Raw genomic sequence first — 17,030 nt, forward strand, 5'->3', positions numbered from 1 at the left:
CTCTCCTGATTAATGGCGGAACGGCGAGCTGTAGCAGCCTTTTACCCGGCGGGGTGCCACGGGGGCTGTCGGCACCGGCGCGGGTTTCTCATCGACGACCGGCGAACGTATCACTTCAAAGATGGACTCATGCGTTTTGAATGTCGCCGAGCAGTGCACATTCTGGCACTGCAGGTAACTCTCTTTGACGCTCTCAGACATATAGCGGCTGGTGCGAACGTGTGCCGCTGTGCGGCAGAAAGGACAGCGCATCATGACAGTAACCCCCGTGCTTTAAGGTTGGCTTCACGTTCACGCATTTTTTCCTGCCAGACTTTTCGCTGGCCGGGCGTGGTCGCAACATCATGCTCCATATGCGGCAGTGTGGAAGCCGACAGCCCTGTTTTAAACAGCACCGGTTCATCGGTCAGACGGATATTGCAACCCTTCACGGCCTGTTCAAGCCACGCTTTCACCTGCTGCATAACGGCCTGCTCTGGTTCGATATAGCCCTGATTACCGGTGGTATTAGCAAGCGGGTTATTCAGAACCAGTATGTTGAGTTTCATTGCTCTGATGAGGGCACCGCAGCTTTCACGCAGGGCTGCATCAAGTTCATGCTCTGCATACTGACTGAGGACGCCGTGATGTGCCTGACGGTATGCTCTGGCCGTGCGGTCACAGGCTCCTTTGAGCCTGTCCAGCTCAAAAGACAGTACCTCGTTCATGCTGTCACATTCCTGCGCCAGTTCCCGCCGTGCCACGCGCGCCAGATGGCGTTGTTTCAGCTCGTCGGTAATGACAGCACCACCGGCACGAAAGGCGGCGCGCCATGCGCCGGAATCATTGCCGTTTTCCTGCTCCAGTTCATTTTTTTGCGTTTGCACCTGGCTGATGGCCGTCGTGGTTTCATCCATACGGCTGGCATTGGCGAGATGCGCCGAGCGGGCAGTCTCAAGGCGTTCCATTGCAGGTTTAAGGTAGTCGGGAATAACAGCGGTTCGAGTCATGTCGGGTCTCCTCTTCGTTTCAATCTGAGGAGATTCTGCCGCGCCGGACACAACAACACGATTCATTGCCGTTGTGGCAAAAATGGCACAAACAGACCTTAAAACCCGGCTGGCCAGAGAAAGGTCTCAGGAAAATCTTACTCACCGTTTGTTTTTTTACTTATAACTATTCACTACTGTTCACTGAAAAGAAAAAGACAAGTAATACAGTCAGATAAAGGGTGAACAGTTGAGGCTGTAACTGTTCACCGACTGTTCACTACTGTTCACCTTTCTGTTTTGCACTGGCTATACCATTTAGACTTTATTTCGATTAAAAATTTAAAAAATATAACTAAAAGCGATAGAAATTGCTGCATTGTAATGCAGTGATTTGCATATGTTTGCCAGCGTTTGCCATTGTTTGCCAGAGCGAAAAGTCAATGTTTGTTTCCCCGAAAATCTCACATGACCTGAGGAAAAATATAGACATAATAAGGAGCTACCCGAAGCCGGACGGACACGACCGGCACTGTATGGACTTTGTGAGGTAGCCCGATGCACACTGCTTTTTCTTCCCCGTCTTCTGCCCCTGCCGCGCCGCTGATGCCGGTTTCTGATACCGTTCACGAGCGCTTTATCCGTCTGCCCGAAGTGATGCATCTGTGCGGCCTGTCCCGCTCGACCATTTACGACCGCATCAGCCAGGAAGCCTTCCCGAAACAAATCTCCCTCGGCGGAAAAAATGTGGCGTGGGCGCAGTCTGAAATCACTGCATGGATGGCGGATCGCATTGCCGAACGTAACCGGGGCTATGACGCATGATGATGACCGTTCAGCAAACAGCCCCTTTTTCTGGCTTGCTTCTTTTCGCCGTTTCCAGGTATAGTTTTCCCGCTGCCGCAAAATCGGCAGCCGGGATTGGCGTCCCGTTTACAACATTGGCGACACCGGACGCGCCTTGCGTCTTTTTTTGTGTCTATGCCTCAGCGCATCCATTTTTGATCCAGAGATTTATCTGTCTATGGATCCTTCGTGTAATGGTGGCTCAGGCGGGGGCTTCTCACGAAGCGCCGGTTTCCAATGTTGCCGGTTACGCCAACCCCGTCTGGGCTACCACCAGTGAAATTGGCGTTTCCAGTGGTAGCAGTCACATGCAAACATTGGAGGTTGCCACTATGGCTACGACCCTCACCACGTCACACTCGCAGTTTGTCTTTGTATTTGCCGCCGTTCGTCGCGCAGACCGTAAACCCCGTATTTGTATGCTTCGCACCGTTGCCGGTGATGAGCACGCCGCACGCCTTTCTCTTGTTCGCGATTACGTCCTCTCGTTTGCTGGCCGTCTGCCGGTTGCGGAGGAGCACGCATGAGACACACCACCATTACCGCCCGTGACCTCGAATGTCTGGAGCATATGCGCAATGTCGGCCAGCTCGTCAATGAGCTGATGCAGGTGCAGGACTGCGCCACCGTTCGTCGTGACCCGGCGCAGCAGTTACAGCTCACCTCCGTGATTTACCTCATGACCGCCCAGCTCGACGGCGTGGTCGAACGCTGCAATCAGCAGTGGCTGACCGGGGAGGGTAATGTATGAAAAAGCCATTACCGCCCGTATTACGCGCCGCGCTGTATCGTCGCGCCGTGGCCTGTGCATGGCTGACCCTGTGTGAACGCCAGCACCGCTACCCGCACCTCACCCTTGATGCGCTGGAAAGCGCCATTGCCGCCGAGCTGGAGGGCTACTACCTGCGCCAGCACGGCGAGGAGAAAGGCCGTCAGATTGCCTGTGCGTTACTGGAAGATTTAATGGAAGCCGGACCACTCAAAGCCGCGCCGTCGCTGTCCTTTCTCGGGCTGGCCGTGATGGATGAGCTTTGCGCCCGTCATATCACGTCGCCGGTACTGCACTGAGGGAGAAAATAACCATGAAAATGAACGTAACAGAAACGGTAAAACAGGCGTGCGGCTACTGGCCGCGCATTCTCCCTGCGCTGGGTGTGAAGGTGATTAAAAACCGCCATCAGTCCTGCCCGGTGTGCGGTGGCTCTGACCGCTTTCGCTTTGACGATAAAGAGGGGCGCGGCACGTGGTTCTGTAACCAGTGCGGCGCGGGTGACGGACTGAAACTGGTCGAGAAGGTGTTCGGTGTATCAGCCTCTGAGGCCGCCGGGAAGGTGAACGCCGTGACCGGCAATCTGCCGCCGGTTGCCCCGGAAGTGATTGCGGCCGCAGAAGCAGAAACGGAGGCTGACCGCAAAGCGGCGGCCGCGCTGGCCGTCAGGCTCATGGAGAAAACCCGACCGGCCAGCGGCAACGCCTACCTCACCCACAAGGGATTCCCCGGTCATGAGTGTGTCATGCTGACGGCCACACACAAAACCGGCGGCGTGACGTTCCGCGCCGGTGATATGGTTGTCCCGCTGTATGACAATGCCGGGGCGCTGGTTAACGTTCAGCTTATCAATTCTGACGGTCTCAAACGCACCCTGAAAGACGGAGCGGTAAAAGGTACATGCCATATCATCGGGGGGCAGAAACAGGCAGGAAAACGTCTGTGGATTGCGGAGGGCTATGCGACCGCGCTCACCGTGCATCACCTGACCGGGGAAACTGTCATGGTGGCGCTGTCCTCCGTGAACCTACTTTCTCTGGCGAGCCTTGCCCGTCAGAAACACCCGGCCTGTCAGATTGTCCTCGCCGCCGACCGTGACCTTAACGGCAACGGCCAGAGTAAAGCCGCTGCGGCCGCAGACGCCTGCGAGGGCATTGTCGCCCTGCCGCCGGTGTTCGGTGACTGGAATGATGCGTTTATGCAGAAAGGTGAAGAGGCCACGCGGAAAGCCATTTATGACGCCATCCGGCCACCGGCTGACAGCCCTTTCACTACCATGAGCGAGGCGGAATTTACCGCCATGAGCACCAGTGAAAAGGCAATGCGGGTGCATGAGCATTACGGCGAAGCGCTGGCCGTGGATGCGAACGGCCAGCTTCTGTCCCGCTATGAAGCCGGGATATGGAAAATCATTCCGCCATCAGATTTTGCCCGTGACGTGGCCGGGTTGTTCCAGCGTCTGCGCGCACCGTTCTCGTCGGGGAAAATTGCCTCAGTGGTGGAGACCCTGAAACTGATTATTCCGCAGCAGGACGCCCCTGCGCGCCGTCTGATTGGTTTTCGTAACGGCGTACTTGATACCGCCACCGGCACATTCAGTCCGCACCATAAATCACACTGGCTGCGCACGCTATGTGATGTTGATTTCACCCCGCCGGTGGAGGGCGAAACGCTGGAAACCCACGCCCCTCATTTCTGGCGCTGGCTTGACCGCGCTGCCGGTGGCAAACCGGAAAAACGCGATGTGATTCTGGCCGCGCTGTTTATGGTGCTGGCGAACCGTTACGACTGGCAGCTCTTTCTCGAAGTCACCGGCCCCGGCGGGAGCGGAAAAAGTATTCTGGCCGAAATTGCGACCATGCTTGCCGGGGAAGATAACGCCACGTCGGCTACCATCGAAACGCTGGAATCACCACGTGAGCGCGCGGCGCTGATTGGCTTTTCACTGATACGCCTGCCTGACCAGGAAAAATGGAGCGGTGACGGGGCAGGACTTAAGGCCATCACCGGCGGTGATGCGGTCTCGGTCGACCCGAAATACAAGGATGCGTACTCCACCCATATTCCGGCGGTGATTCTGGCCGTGAACAATAACCCGATGCGTTTTACCGACCGCAGCGGCGGTGTTTCCCGTCGCCGGGTGATCCTGCATTTCCCGGAGCAGATTGCCCCGGAGGAGCGCGACCCGCAGCTCAAGAACAAAATCGCCCGCGAGTTGGCCGTGATTGTGCGCCAGCTAATGCAGAGGTTCAGCGACCCGATGACCGCCCACGCCCTGCTCCAGTCACAGCAGAACTCCGACGAGGCGCTCAGTATTAAACGTGATGCCGACCCGACATTTGATTTTTGTGGTTACCTTGAAGCACTGCCGGAGCCTGAAGGTATGTATATTGGCAATGCCAACATCATCCCGCGTCAGCCGCGCCTGTATCTGTATCATGCCTATCTGGCGTATATGGAAGCCCACGGCTACAAAAATACCCTGAGCCTGACTATGTTCGGTAAGGGGTTGCCAGCCATGCTGAAAGAGTACGGGCTAAGTTATGAGAAGCGCCGGAAAAATCAGGGCATACAGACCAATCTGGCGCTAAGAGAGGAAAGCAACGCCGACTGGCTGCCGAAATGCGATGACCCCATAGCGAAATAACCTCCCCTGACCGGCATCGCCGGTCTTTTTTTACCTGCAAAACGGCAAAAGTGAACAGTAAAGTGTTCACTGTTCACCAACCGTTCACCGTGTAACATAATGAATTTTATAAATAAAAATGCACAGTGAACAGTGTGAACAGTTTTTCTGAAAAAAAGTTTTTTTGTTCTGGTTTGGATCCGTGCAACGGATCCAAACCGAATAGAGGATTTGTTATCTTTTCCCAGATAAACCAATTAGTTGAGCTTAAAAACATCAAAATAAATGGTGGGGGCACAAAAGGGGGCATTTCGAAGTGCTGTTTTTATTTTTTTATTGTTTTTCATTGTGTTACATGATGATTTGAGTCCGGCCTTCGCACCATACAAAGCTTTTTTCAAGTCTACTAACGTCTACTTTAATCCACAAAAACAGTAAGTTAAGCGAATTTCTGACTTGGCTTAGTCTGTTCACGTCTACTCAATTCCTTGAACATATACCAACCGATGATGGTATAACTGATGGTATTCCCGGTTCGATTGATTTTGGTACCAACACTGGAGGTATCAACTGATGGCTCTCACCGATATCAAAGTTAGGACTACCAAGCCCTCCGACAAACCCTTCAAACTCACAGATGGGCAGGGTATGCACCTGCTGATCAACCCCAATGGTTCAAAATACTGGCAACTCCAATACCGTTTCGGGGGTAAACTGATCCTACCCGCGTAATAGGGATACAACCTTAAGCGCGGTTCTGGTTTTCAAATTGTTCCGGACTGAGACCGCCACAGGCACTGTGGCGACGCCAGCGATTGTAATCGCACTCAATATAATTAAACACTGCTGCCCGCATTATTTCCCGGCTGGCAAAGTCCTCTCCATGCATACATTCCACCTTCAGCGTGTGGAAGAAGCTTTCCGCACAGGCATTATCGTAACAACAGCCTCTGGCGCTCATCCTGCCCCGCAGATTATGCCGTTTCAGTAAGCTCTGGTAATCCGCTGAACAGTACTTACTGCCTCTGTCTGTATATATGGTGACTTTTCCGGTCGTTTACGCCGCCACAGCGCTATGTGTAATGCATCGCAGGCAAACTGTGCCGTCATCCGCGAGGACATAGACCAGCCAGTGGCTGACTGCGGCCACAGGTCAATAACCACGGCCAGATAAAGCCAGCCTTCACCGGTGCGAAGATACATGATGTCACCCACCCATTTCTGATTCGGGCCACTGACGTAAAAGTCCTGCTTCAGCAGATTCTCTGGACTGGCAGACCATGTTCGCGGTAACTGACTGGACTGATCTTCCGTGAAGCTTTCGCCCGCAGCGCCTGCCGGCGCAGGCTGGCCGCTACGGTATACACCCGTCCCTGAGCACGAAGCTCATCCGTCAGGCGTGGCGCACCATAGCGCTGTTTGCGTCACTGAATGCCTCCCGGGCGACGTTATCACAGACAAGGCGGAACTGCTGACGCTGGTTTATCTGATGACGACGCTGATGCCAGACGTACCAGCCACTACGGGCAACCTGAAGTACACGGCACATGGCTTTGATACTGAACTCAGCCTGATGTTTTTCGATGAAGACATACTTCATTTCAGGCGTTTCGCGAAGTATGTCGCGACCTTCTGGAGAATAGTCAGTTCCTCATCCCGTTCTGCCAGTTGATGCTTCAGACGGACGATCTCTGCGGACATCTCCTATTCGCGTTCAGAAGAAGAGAGCTGATTTTGCTGTTTTCTTCGCCAGTTGTAGAGCTGCGATTCATACAGGTTAAGCTCGCTGGTAGCCGCAGCCATCCCAATGCGTTAGCCAGTTTCAAGGCTTCGTCGCGAAATTCAGGCGTATGTTGCTTGCATGGCTTTTTGGTGGTTGATGCTGCTTTTGTCATGTGAGACACCTCTTTCTTGAGAGTTTACTCACTTAGTCGCATGTCCACTCTTGCTGGGTAAGATCAGACAACCCATTCTCTCAATAAATAACATAAACATTTTTATTTGGATGTGTTTTTTTGTTTATGCTTTTTAAATAAAGGGTTGATATGAAATTTTTTAAACATGTGGATATTAGATATTCCACAAAAAGTATTAATGGATCATTCGCTTATTAATGGGGGTGTCGTGTAAAGATAAAAAAATAGTGATCCTTGTTTTTTTGCTTAAATTTTTAAAATGGCGTGAGTATATTAGCATCCGCACAGATAAATTGTGCGAATGCTAATAGTTGATTTTTGGAGATTTTGTAATATGCGTAAATCAGCATCTGCAGTAGCAGTTCTTGCTTTAATTGCATGTGGCAGTGCCTACGCAGCTGGCTTTGTTGGTAACAAAGCAGAGGTTCAGGCAGCGGTTACTATTGCAGCTCAGAATACAACATCAGCCAACTGGAGTCAGGATCCTGGCTTTACAGGGCCTGCTGTTGCTGCTGGTCAGAAAGTTGGTACTCTCAGCATTACTGCTACTGGTCCACATAACTCAGTATCTATTGCAGGTAAAGGGGCTTCGGTATCTGGTGGTGTAGCCACTGTCCCGTTCGTTGATGGACAAGGACAGCCTGTTTTCCGTGGGCGTATTCAGAGAGCCAATATTAATGACCAAGTAAATACTGGAATTGACGGGTTTGCAGGTTGGCGAGTTGCCAGCTCTCAAGAAACGCTAAATGTCCCTGTCACAACCTTTGGTGAATCGACCCTGCCAGCAGGTGCTTTCACTGCGACCTTCTACGTTCAGCAGTATCAAAACTAATTTAATTTAAACTTTATAAATGCCCTCAATATGAGGGCATTTGGATAATTTTATTATTTTAAAAATATCTATTTTGAATAGATAGGTTTTATGCTTCCATGCAAAAACTTAAAGAGGGATTATGTATATTTTGAATAAATGTATACGTATAACTGTTATCTTTTTCTTTTTTTGCTACCTTCCAATTGCTTCTTCGGAAAGTAAAAAAATTGAGCAACCATTATTAACACAAAAATATTATGGCCTAAGATTGGGCACTACACGTGTTATTTATAAAGAAGATGCTCCATCAACAAGTTTTTGGATTATGAATGAAAAAGAATATCCAATCCTTGTTCAAACTCAAGTATATAATGATGATAAATCATCAAAAGCTCCATTTATTGTAACACCACCTATTTTGAAAGTTGAAAGTAATGCGCGAACAAGATTGAAGGTAATACCAACAAGTAATCTATTCAATAAAAATGAGGAGTCTTTGTATTGGTTGTGTGTAAAAGGAGTCCCACCACTAAATGATAATGAAAGCAATAATAAAAACAACATAACTACGAATCTTAATGTGAATGTGGTTACGAATAGTTGTATTAAATTAATTTATAGGCCTAAAACTATAGACTTAACGACAATGGAGATTGCAGATAAATTAAAGTTAGAGAGAAAAGGAAATAGTATAGTTATAAAGAATCCAACATCATCATATGTGAATATTGCAAATATTAAATCTGGTAATTTAAGTTTTAATATTCCAAATGGATATATTGAGCCATTTGGATATGCTCAATTACCTGGTGGAGTACATAGTAAAATAACTTTGACTATTTTGGATGATAACGGCGCTGAAATTATAAGAGATTATTATTTTAAGGTGTAAACAAATGAAGAAAACCACAATTACTCTATTTGTTTTAACCAGTGTATTTCACTCTGGAAATGTTTTCTCCAGACAATATAATTTCGACTATGGAAGTTTGAGTCTTCCTCCCGGTGAGAATGCATCTTTTCTAAGTGTTGAAACGCTTCCTGGTAATTATGTTGTTGATGTATATTTGAATAATCAGTTAAAAGAAACTACTGAGTTGTATTTCAAATCAATGACTCAGACTCTAGAACCATGCTTAACAAAAGAAAAACTTATAAAGTATGGGATCGCCATCCAGGAGCTTCATGGGTTGCAGTTTGATAATGAACAATGCGTTCTCTTAGAGCATTCTCCTCTTAAATATACTTATAACGCGGCTAACCAAAGTTTGCTTTTAAATGCACCATCTAAAATTCTATCTCCAATAGACAGTGAAATTGCTGATGAAAATATCTGGGATGATGGCATTAACGCTTTTCTTTTAAATTACAGAGCTAATTATTTGCATTCTAAGGTTGGAGGAGAAGATTCATACTTTGGTCAAATTCAACCTGGTTTTAATTTTGGTCCCTGGCGGCTAAGGAATCTATCATCTTGGCAAAACTTGTCAAGCGAAAAAAAATTTGAATCAGCATATATTTATGCTGAGCGAGGTTTAAAAAAAATAAAGAGCAAACTAACAGTTGGGGACAAATATACCAGTGCAGATTTATTCGATAGCGTACCATTTAGAGGCTTTTCTTTAAATAAAGATGAAAGTATGATACCTTTCTCACAGAGAATATATTATCCAACAATACGTGGTATTGCGAAAACCAATGCGACTGTAGAAGTAAGACAAAATGGATACTTGATATATTCTACTTCAGTCCCCCCCGGGCAATTCGAGATAGGTAGAGAACAAATTGCTGATCTTGGTGTTGGGGTTGGGGTTCTTGATGTTAGCATTTATGAAAAAAATGGGCAGGTCCAAAACTATACAGTGCCATATTCAACTCCTGTATTATCTTTGCCTGATGGATATTCTAAATATAGTGTAACTATTGGTAGATACAGGGAGGTTAACAATGATTATATCGATCCTGTTTTTTTTGAAGGGACTTATATATATGGTCTGCCTTATGGGTTTACTTTATTTGGTGGAGTGCAATGGGCAAATATTTATAATTCATACGCCATAGGCGCAAGTAAAGATATTGGTGAGTATGGTGCTCTGTCTTTTGACTGGAAAACATCTGTTTCGAAGACTGATACATCCAATGAAAATGGTCATGCATATGGGATTAGATACAATAAAAATATCGCTCAGACAAACACCGAAGTATCTTTGGCTAGTCATTACTATTATTCGAAAAATTATAGAACTTTTTCTGAAGCAATTCATAGTAGCGAGCATGATGAATTTTACGATAAAAATAAGAAATCAACAACCTCTATGTTATTAAGTCAGGCATTAGGATCTCTGGGCTCTGTTAACTTAAGCTACAATTATGATAAATATTGGAAACATGAAGGTAAAAAATCAATAATTGCTAGTTATGGGAAGAATTTAAATGGTGTTTCGTTATCGCTTTCATATACGAAAAGTACATCAAAGATTAGTGAAGAAAATGAAGATTTATTCAGTTTTCTACTCAGTGTACCTTTGCAAAAACTTACAAATCATGAAATGTATGCTACATATCAAAACTCATCCTCTTCAAAGCATGATATGAATCATGATTTAGGTATTACTGGTGTGGCATTTGATAGCCAATTGACATGGCAAGCAAGAGGGCAAATAGAAGATAAATCGAAAAATCAAAAGGCTACATTTTTAAATGCTTCTTGGCGAGGTACTTATGGGGAGATCGGAGCAAACTATAGTCATAATGAAATAAATCGTGATATTGGGATGAATGTTTCTGGTGGGGTGATTGCTCATTCATCAGGAATTACGTTTGGTCAGAGTATATCGGATACTGCTGCACTGGTAGAGGCTAAAGGTGTAAGTGGGGCAAAAGTTCTGGGCCTACCAGGTGTTAGAACCGATTTTAGAGGCTATACAATATCCAGTTATCTTACTCCATATATGAATAACTTCATATCTATAGATCCAACAACGTTACCAATAAATACGGATATTAGGCAAACTGATATTCAAGTAGTTCCTACCGAAGGTGCTATTGTAAAAGCTGTATATAAAACAAGCGTGGGTACTAATGCATTAATTAGAATTACAAGAACAAATGGAAAGCCACTAGCTCTTGGCACAGTTCTTTCACTTAAGAATAATGATGGAGTAATCCAATCAACATCTATTGTTGGCGAAGATGGTCAGGCATATGTATCTGGATTGTCAGGAGTGCAAAAATTAATCGCTTCGTGGGGGAATAAGCCCTCCGATACTTGTACAGTTTTTTACTCTCTTCCCGATAAAAACAAAGGTCAGATTAGCTTTTTAAATGGAGTGTGCAAATGAATCAGTATAATTCGTCAATACCTAAGTTCATTGTCTCTGTTTTTCTGATTGTTACTGGTTTTTTCAGCTCAACTATTAAAGCACAAGAACTTAAATTAATGATTAAAATAAATGAGGCTGTTTTTTATGACCGTATTACAAGTAATAAAATAATAGGTACGGGGCATCTATTTAACAGAGAGGGAAAAAATCCTCATTAGTTCAAGTTTAGAAAAAATTAAAAATACCCCAGGGGCATATATTATTAGAGGTCAGAATAACTCAGCCCATAAGCTTAGGATAAGAATAGGTGGAGAAGACTGGCAACCAGATAATTCAGGTATTGGTATGGTATCTCATTCTGATTTTACTAATGAATTTAATATTTATTATTTTGGGAATGGAAACATTCCCGTTGATACCTATTTAATAAGCATATATGCGACAGAAATTGAATTATAATAAAGGGTGCGCAAATTGGCGCACCTATAACTCTTAATTATAAAGCATAAATGCAGCTTTTTCTCCTGTATTTCTATGCTTATATTTTAGATGGAATTGTTTTGGGGTTAAACCATAATAGTCAGAAAATAACTTAATGAAATATGATACGCTTGACATTCCTACGGCATATGATACTTTATTAATATGTGTGTCGCTATCAAGTACCAAACGCGCTGCTTTTTGCATCCTGGCATCTAGAAGGATTCTGTAAAAATTAGTATTTTCATTCTCAAGTTTTTTTCTGATAGTCACTTCTGATAAATTTAGTTTTTCGGATAATGTTTTTAATCTCCATTTTGTTGAAATGTCATTATCTATTGTTTTTCTAACAATATCAGAAAAACTACGTGAGACTGAAATGCACAGAGATGTGTATAGCTGCTCGATATTATTCACTTTTGAAAATAAGCAGGCAATTTCATAAATATCGTTGTTGTTATTTTTTCTCTTTTTTAAATATTCAAATAAAATTCCATTAATTCCACTGTCGGTTATAATAAAAACCTTATCGCTAAATGTTCTGTAGCGTATTGGTGATAAACTTTCTGAGCAATTAGAAGCCTCAAATAAGCATAAAACTCTACTTAATAATTCATCTGGTAAAGTAATAATATCAAATGATTCAATATCATCCATATATTCAATTTCCACAACAGCTTCTATATTTTTTTTCTATTAAGGCTATGTTGCCTCTAGTTATTTTTATTTCCTCTGGCTTTGACTTGTTCTTAATGGTAACAATACAGTTTTTCGAATGTAAAATAGCATAACGATATAGTTTTATTTTTATGGCGTTTTTTTTCAACATGGAATTGCACCTAATTTTTACGCTTCACTGCAGAAGCCGATTTTATATTATTGTAGGTATTGTTTTATGATATAAAAATAACTTTATTAGATATGATTAGCCGAAGATGATGTTTTAAAATATCTAAATACAGTGTAAGCCATGTGTGGTTGTTATAAGTGCTTTATAGGAGTTGTTGTTTCGTTATGCTCAATTAATTGTGTTCATCTATATCCAACGGAGAGCCATGTGATATTTCTTTTAATGCCGGTACTGTACAGTCCGGGCAGGCTTGATTGGACCTATAAAAATAGATATGACTATCTCCTAAGATTTTAAATACTCCGTATAAATGTTGAATGGGGATACTGAAATGCCTTTGATGTGACGTCTTAAAGGTAGGGCTTTATACATAACCAATACTCGAGTGACTCTGATGAAAGTGAATACGCATAAATGAACCATCAAAATATTCATATATTTTTACTTTTCGTCTTGGTTTGACCATATCGTAATGAGGTTGCTATAGAATGGATTAGTATTATTTTGTGGTAGTGGTAAATACATTTATTTTAACCTTGAAGAGTGGGGCCGTTTATGGGTGAATCCATCATTACAAACATCATCTCCATCATCCGGGAGCGTCAGAGTACGGACAACGCGCCTGTTAAAATCCGCGATATTGCTGATGCTGCCGGACTCAGTATCTACTAGGTCCGCTCATATCTTGAGCAACTCCGTGCTGTCGGGGTGCTTGAGAAAGTAAATGCCGGAAAGGGAGCGCCCGGATTATGGCGTCTGCTTTGACCGCTTTCCCGGAAGACGGGGACATCAGCCGGATATGGTACGATCGGCTTTGTATCGAATTTAACAGCGACGGCGGACTGAGTCCGGCTGAACTGCGGGTTATCCGACTGCTGCTGCAGGGCTATAACTGCGGGCAGATTGCTGCCCTCTGTTTTCGCAGCGTCAAAACCATTTCAGCCCAGAAAGGCCTGGCTTTCAGGCGCCTCGGCGTCAGGAATGATGCCACCCTGTTGCCAACCCTGATGCTTCTGGGGATGGTGACACTGTATACAGACCTGAACCGGTGTCATTCACTGGAGGAGAGCGGCCCGGAATGTGGGTCGGAAGCTGGATAAGTATCACTGAAAGTTATTTTATCATGTTCATGAAATTCGTTTATTACGCCTGTCTGGCCGTCGTCATATTAATGGCAATGGTCTTTTGTGTGTCAGTGCTTTTTATTCTGGAAAACTCATGACCGGAATATTCCGGCTGCCGGCTTAATGACCGTGCCGGATGAATTAAGATTTACTGCTGCTGTCAGGCGGTACCGTTAAGCGGCCTTTCATTCTGTATATCTGTTATCCATGGAGTGTTTCCGTGACGATGAATTATGCCCGGGAGCTGTTTTTCCTGAGGGGAATATTATTTTCTTTTTTTTACCTGGCCGCGCCCGTCCTGTGATTGCGCAGGAGTGGGAGTTCATAACTCCCTTGGTGGCTGATGCCCCCGCCGAGGTGGAACTATTTTCCTTTTACTGTCCGCCCTGCTATGCGTTCTCACAGACGATGGGCGTGGCCCGGGCCATCCGGCACGTACTGCCGCACGGTGACCGGATGATCAAGTACCATGTCAGCCTGCTGGGCCCCCTCGGCCATGAGCTGACACGGGCCTGGGCGCTGGCCATGATGATGAAGGAAACTGACGTGGTCGAGAAGGCCTTCTTCACGGCCGACATGGTGGAGAAACGCCTGCATTCCCCGGACGATGTCCGTCGGGTGTTTATGTCTGCTACCGGTATCAGTCGCGGGGAGTATGACAGAAGTATAAAAAGTCCCGCCGTGAATGACATGGTGGCATTACAGGAACGGTTGTTTAAGGAATATGGCGTGAGGGGGACGCCTTCCGTGTATGTCCGTGGCCGTTACCATATCAACAATGCCGCCTTCGGTGCATTCTCCGTCGAAGATTTCAGGAGCCGTTATGCCGCGGTGGTCCGGAAACTGCTGGCCGGTAACCCTGATGCCGACTGATGATAAAGGCACCATACAGGCCGGAGATATCCCCCCGCTCCGCGCGCTGATTCTCCTGCTGCTGACCAGCGTCTTTATCTCCGGCTTTCTGACCGGCGTCTTGGCCATGCTCTGGCTTATCTGCCGTGGGGCATGATGTGAAGTCCGGTCTCCCCTGTAACAGAAAACATAACTTTCACCACCACGATGTTCAGATATTTATGTAACCAGAAAGCTGCACTGCTGACCGCCATTCTCCTGATGGCGGCCGGCGTGCTCACCCTGTGTTTCCCGGAGTCCTGGTACCCGCAGGAAACAGAATGGCAGCTCACGGCAGAAAAAGAAATTACCGGGATACACGGCGGCCTCTCCGGCCTGACATGGAACCCGGACAGCAGAACGCTGTTTGCCGTGACCGACCACCCCTCCTCGGTGGTGGAGCTGGACACGGAAGGGAACGTGCTGCGGGTGATACCGTCAGACGGCGACCACGATTTTGAGGCCATCGAATACCTCGGCGGGAACCGCTATGCCCTGTCCCGGGAGCGGACGCTCACCACCCACTGCATTGACAGCAGCACGACCGTCCTCCCGCCGGCAACATACAGCCTGACGCTGGATGTGAACAGGCACAGCGACAATGCCGGTTTTGAAGGCCTTGCCTGGGGACGGGGAGAGCATGCCCTGATGGTGGCGCAGGAGAAAAAACCGCTGCGGCTTTACGTGACGGACCGGAGCCCTGATGCGCTGTCGGTGAGTGACTCGCTGACACACCGGGCGTCCCTGCCATGGTTCCTGAAGGATATCTCCGGTCTGCATTATGACCGGAACAACGGGCTCCTGTATGTACTTTCCCATGAATCTGCCGTGGTCGTGGTGTCGGATCTGGACGGCGGGAGGAAGGTGATGTCGCTGCGCCGGGGACACTGTGGCCTGCGAAGGGATATCCCGCAGGCGGAGGGGATAGCCTCAGATGACCGGGACACGCTGTGGATAGTCAGTGAACCGAATCTGTTTTACCGCTTCACCCGCACGGCTTCGTCCTGAGGATGAGGCGGCGCGGAAGGTGAAGTAAAATTCGCCGCGTGAAGCCGACCGGTGTTGGTGCCGGTGTCAGCGGTGGATTCTGACAGTGGAAAGATGATGAAAAACATAACATTCAGCGCATCTTTTTTCAGGGAATTATTCTGGTTTGTGGTGATGGTGGGAAGCTGGTTGATGACCTTCCCCTGACCTTCCCCCTGTAAACAGTGCCAGTCTAAACTGAAGTTTCCGGTCTTTCTTCCATCTCACAGAGAGGCGCATTGCCATGAAAAAGACCCGTTATACCGAAGAACAGACTGCATTTGCCCTGAAACAGGCTGAAACCGGCACCCGCGTCGGGGAAGTCTGCAGAAAGATGGGAATTTCTGAGGCCACATTTTACAACTGGAAGAAAAAATTTGCCGGGCCGGGCGTGACGGAACAGCGGCGTCTGCGGCAACTGGAGGATGAGAATCAGCGGCTGAAGAAGCTGGTCGCTGAGCTGAGTCTCGACAAGGAGATGCTGCAGGAGGTACTGAAGCAAAAGTTCTGAGGCCGGCTCAGAAGCGCCAGGCGGTTACATTTTTGCGGGAGGCTTACTGTATCAGCGTCCGGTGGGGATGCGGGTTGCTGATGCAGAGCAGAACCGTTTACCACTGGCAGAGCCGGCGTGACGATCGGGCGATAACCCTGCGTATCCGGGAAATAGCGGAAACCCGGATACGCTACGGTTGCCCGCGTATTCATATTCAGTTGCGGCGGGAGGGATGGCCTGTTAACCACAAGAAAACCAACCGGATTTATTGTCCGGAAGGCCTGAACCTGCGCAGAAAACGTCCCCGCAGACATGTCAGTGCAGCACGCCGTCAGCAGCGCCCGGTTCTGACGCATGTCGATCAGTGCCGGAGTATGGATTTTGTGTCAGATAATCTGTTTAACGGGCGGCGTTTTCGGGCGCTGGCTGTAGTGGATAATTTTAGTCGGGAATGCCTGGCGATCCATGCCGGAAAATCGTTAAAAGGCGAGGATGTGGTCAGAATAATGGAGGCACTGCGGGTGCCGGATAAGCGGCTGCCGGTACGAATCCAGACGGATAACGGCAGCGAGTTTATCTCAAAAAGTCTGGATAAATGGGCGTATGAACACGGCGTCACAATGGACTTCTCGCGCCCCGGAAAGCCGACAGATAACCCGTTTATTGAACCATTTAACGGCAGTCTGCGGGATGAATGCCTGAACATTCACTGGTTCCTGTCACTGGAAGATGCGCAGGAAAAAACCCGACAACTGGCGCAGGGAATACAATCATGAGAGAACGCATTCATCATTAAATGACATGACTCCGGCTGAATTTATCCGAAGTCTCCGGAAAGACGAAGCTCTCTGATTTAGCACTGTACTGAATTTGTGCCAGGGTCATTATCGACATGATTACCGGC

The 17,030-nt window shown here is 47.1% G+C and carries 16 protein-coding genes and 5 pseudogenes; 17 read left to right on the forward strand and 4 right to left on the reverse strand.

The window, feature by feature from the left end:
* Positions 1–9: 9 nt before the first annotated feature.
* The gene (locus J4685_RS04795; RefSeq protein ID WP_000984211.1) at positions 10–255 is read right to left on the reverse strand and encodes an ogr/Delta-like zinc finger family protein; all 246 of its coding nucleotides are present in this window, start codon (positions 253–255) and stop codon (positions 10–12) included.
* The gene (locus tag J4685_RS04800) at positions 252–989 is read right to left on the reverse strand and encodes a hypothetical protein (RefSeq protein WP_000198637.1); all 738 of its coding nucleotides are present in this window, start codon (positions 987–989) and stop codon (positions 252–254) included. Before J4685_RS04800 ends, J4685_RS04795 begins: the two co-directional genes overlap by 4 nt.
* A gap of 537 nt (positions 990–1,526) precedes the next feature.
* On the opposite strand from J4685_RS04800, the gene J4685_RS04805 reads away from it, so the two are divergent.
* The 6 genes and pseudogenes from J4685_RS04805 to J4685_RS04830 form a co-directional block, all read left to right on the forward strand.
* Positions 1,527–1,793: a helix-turn-helix transcriptional regulator gene (locus J4685_RS04805; RefSeq protein ID WP_000556591.1), complete on the forward strand. Its 267-nt coding sequence runs from the start codon at positions 1,527–1,529 to the stop codon at positions 1,791–1,793.
* On the forward strand, positions 1,790–2,341 hold the full coding sequence (locus J4685_RS04810; protein WP_000980371.1) for a host cell division inhibitor Icd-like protein: 552 nt from the start codon (positions 1,790–1,792) through the stop codon (positions 2,339–2,341). Before J4685_RS04805 ends, J4685_RS04810 begins: the two co-directional genes overlap by 4 nt.
* The gene (locus tag J4685_RS04815) at positions 2,338–2,565 is read left to right on the forward strand and encodes a hypothetical protein (protein WP_001216601.1); all 228 of its coding nucleotides are present in this window, start codon (positions 2,338–2,340) and stop codon (positions 2,563–2,565) included. Before J4685_RS04810 ends, J4685_RS04815 begins: the two co-directional genes overlap by 4 nt.
* Positions 2,562–2,882 carry a DUF5375 domain-containing protein gene (locus J4685_RS04820; protein ID WP_000743148.1) on the forward strand — a complete coding sequence of 107 codons (321 nt, stop codon included), beginning with the start codon at positions 2,562–2,564 and terminating at the stop codon, positions 2,880–2,882. Before J4685_RS04815 ends, J4685_RS04820 begins: the two co-directional genes overlap by 4 nt.
* Before the next feature lie 14 nt (positions 2,883–2,896).
* Complete coding sequence (locus J4685_RS04825) at positions 2,897–5,230, forward strand: primase-helicase zinc-binding domain-containing protein (protein ID WP_000783718.1); 2,334 nt, start codon at positions 2,897–2,899, stop codon at positions 5,228–5,230.
* A 552-nt stretch (positions 5,231–5,782) separates the two neighbouring features.
* Positions 5,783–5,923 (forward strand): annotated as a pseudogene (locus tag J4685_RS04830) (Arm DNA-binding domain-containing protein); the annotation flags it as partial.
* Positions 5,924–5,954: 31 nt separating this feature from the next.
* Here the strand turns inward: J4685_RS04830 and J4685_RS04835 are convergent.
* Positions 5,955–7,104: pseudogene (locus tag J4685_RS04835) on the reverse strand (IS3 family transposase).
* 355 nt (positions 7,105–7,459) lie between these two features.
* Here J4685_RS04835 and sefA point away from each other — a divergent pair.
* The 5 genes from sefA (at position 7,460) to afaD (ending at position 11,721) form a co-directional block, all read left to right on the forward strand.
* Positions 7,460–7,957 carry an SEF14 fimbria major subunit SefA gene (sefA, locus tag J4685_RS04840; protein ID WP_011233254.1) on the forward strand — a complete coding sequence of 166 codons (498 nt, stop codon included), beginning with the start codon at positions 7,460–7,462 and terminating at the stop codon, positions 7,955–7,957.
* Positions 7,958–8,078: 121 nt separating this feature from the next.
* Positions 8,079–8,831 carry an SEF14/SEF18 fimbria chaperone SefB gene (gene sefB, locus J4685_RS04845; RefSeq protein ID WP_001772663.1) on the forward strand — a complete coding sequence of 251 codons (753 nt, stop codon included), beginning with the start codon at positions 8,079–8,081 and terminating at the stop codon, positions 8,829–8,831.
* Between the two features lie 4 nt (positions 8,832–8,835).
* On the forward strand, positions 8,836–11,280 hold the full coding sequence (gene sefC, locus J4685_RS04850; protein ID WP_000753923.1) for an SEF14/SEF18 fimbria usher protein SefC: 2,445 nt from the start codon (positions 8,836–8,838) through the stop codon (positions 11,278–11,280).
* Positions 11,277–11,480, forward strand: coding sequence for a hypothetical protein (locus J4685_RS22465; RefSeq protein WP_001077815.1), 204 nt, complete (start codon positions 11,277–11,279; stop codon positions 11,478–11,480). Before sefC ends, J4685_RS22465 begins: the two co-directional genes overlap by 4 nt.
* A gap of 43 nt (positions 11,481–11,523) precedes the next feature.
* The gene (gene afaD, locus J4685_RS22470; RefSeq protein ID WP_230374043.1) at positions 11,524–11,721 is read left to right on the forward strand and encodes an AfaD family invasin; all 198 of its coding nucleotides are present in this window, start codon (positions 11,524–11,526) and stop codon (positions 11,719–11,721) included.
* A gap of 33 nt (positions 11,722–11,754) precedes the next feature.
* Here the strand turns inward: afaD and J4685_RS04860 are convergent, their stop codons facing one another.
* Positions 11,755–12,399 carry an AraC family transcriptional regulator gene (locus tag J4685_RS04860; RefSeq protein WP_011233255.1) on the reverse strand — a complete coding sequence of 215 codons (645 nt, stop codon included), beginning with the start codon at positions 12,397–12,399 and terminating at the stop codon, positions 11,755–11,757.
* Between the two features lie 748 nt (positions 12,400–13,147).
* On the opposite strand from J4685_RS04860, the pseudogene pefI reads away from it, so the two are divergent.
* The 6 genes and pseudogenes from pefI to J4685_RS04890 all read left to right on the forward strand — a co-directional run bounded on the left by pefI (position 13,148) and on the right by J4685_RS04890 (position 16,978).
* Positions 13,148–13,357, forward strand: a pseudogene (pefI, locus tag J4685_RS04865) (transcriptional regulator PefI).
* Positions 13,342–13,692, forward strand: coding sequence for a helix-turn-helix domain-containing protein (locus tag J4685_RS04870; RefSeq protein ID WP_000135400.1), 351 nt, complete (start codon positions 13,342–13,344; stop codon positions 13,690–13,692). The pseudogene pefI and the gene J4685_RS04870 overlap by 16 nt, the downstream one beginning before the upstream one ends.
* Before the next feature lie 244 nt (positions 13,693–13,936).
* Positions 13,937–14,589, forward strand: a pseudogene (locus J4685_RS04875) (DsbA family protein).
* A complete protein-coding gene (locus J4685_RS04880; protein WP_001141719.1) occupies positions 14,579–14,725 on the forward strand; it encodes a hypothetical protein in 147 nt (48 codons plus the stop codon). The pseudogene J4685_RS04875 and the gene J4685_RS04880 overlap by 11 nt, the downstream one beginning before the upstream one ends.
* 50 nt (positions 14,726–14,775) lie before the next feature.
* Positions 14,776–15,615 (forward strand): SdiA-regulated domain-containing protein, encoded by an 840-nt coding sequence (locus J4685_RS04885; RefSeq protein ID WP_000490325.1) that lies wholly within the window; start codon positions 14,776–14,778, stop codon positions 15,613–15,615.
* A gap of 262 nt (positions 15,616–15,877) precedes the next feature.
* Positions 15,878–16,978: pseudogene (locus tag J4685_RS04890) on the forward strand (IS3 family transposase).
* The last annotated feature ends 52 nt before the right edge of the window (positions 16,979–17,030 follow it).

Origin of the sequence: Salmonella sp. 32100201201700099SM (assembly GCF_017572645.1) — a bacterium.
GTDB lineage: Bacteria > Pseudomonadota > Gammaproteobacteria > Enterobacterales > Enterobacteriaceae > Salmonella > Salmonella enterica.

Coding starts and splice junctions, on each gene's coding strand:
- J4685_RS04795 (WP_000984211.1), bottom strand. CDS start 255: ATGATGCGCTGTCCTTTCTGCCGCACAGCGGCACACGTTCGCACCAGC.
- J4685_RS04800 (WP_000198637.1), bottom strand. CDS start 989: ATGACTCGAACCGCTGTTATTCCCGACTACCTTAAACCTGCAATGGAA.
- J4685_RS04805 (WP_000556591.1), top strand. CDS start 1,527: ATGCACACTGCTTTTTCTTCCCCGTCTTCTGCCCCTGCCGCGCCGCTG.
- J4685_RS04810 (WP_000980371.1), top strand. CDS start 1,790: ATGATGATGACCGTTCAGCAAACAGCCCCTTTTTCTGGCTTGCTTCTT.
- J4685_RS04815 (WP_001216601.1), top strand. CDS start 2,338: ATGAGACACACCACCATTACCGCCCGTGACCTCGAATGTCTGGAGCAT.
- J4685_RS04820 (WP_000743148.1), top strand. CDS start 2,562: ATGAAAAAGCCATTACCGCCCGTATTACGCGCCGCGCTGTATCGTCGC.
- J4685_RS04825 (WP_000783718.1), top strand. CDS start 2,897: ATGAAAATGAACGTAACAGAAACGGTAAAACAGGCGTGCGGCTACTGG.
- sefA (WP_011233254.1), top strand. CDS start 7,460: ATGCGTAAATCAGCATCTGCAGTAGCAGTTCTTGCTTTAATTGCATGT.
- sefB (WP_001772663.1), top strand. CDS start 8,079: ATGTATATTTTGAATAAATGTATACGTATAACTGTTATCTTTTTCTTT.
- sefC (WP_000753923.1), top strand. CDS start 8,836: ATGAAGAAAACCACAATTACTCTATTTGTTTTAACCAGTGTATTTCAC.
- J4685_RS22465 (WP_001077815.1), top strand. CDS start 11,277: ATGAATCAGTATAATTCGTCAATACCTAAGTTCATTGTCTCTGTTTTT.
- J4685_RS04860 (WP_011233255.1), bottom strand. CDS start 12,399: ATGGATGATATTGAATCATTTGATATTATTACTTTACCAGATGAATTA.
- J4685_RS04870 (WP_000135400.1), top strand. CDS start 13,342: ATGGCGTCTGCTTTGACCGCTTTCCCGGAAGACGGGGACATCAGCCGG.
- J4685_RS04880 (WP_001141719.1), top strand. CDS start 14,579: ATGCCGACTGATGATAAAGGCACCATACAGGCCGGAGATATCCCCCCG.
- J4685_RS04885 (WP_000490325.1), top strand. CDS start 14,776: ATGTTCAGATATTTATGTAACCAGAAAGCTGCACTGCTGACCGCCATT.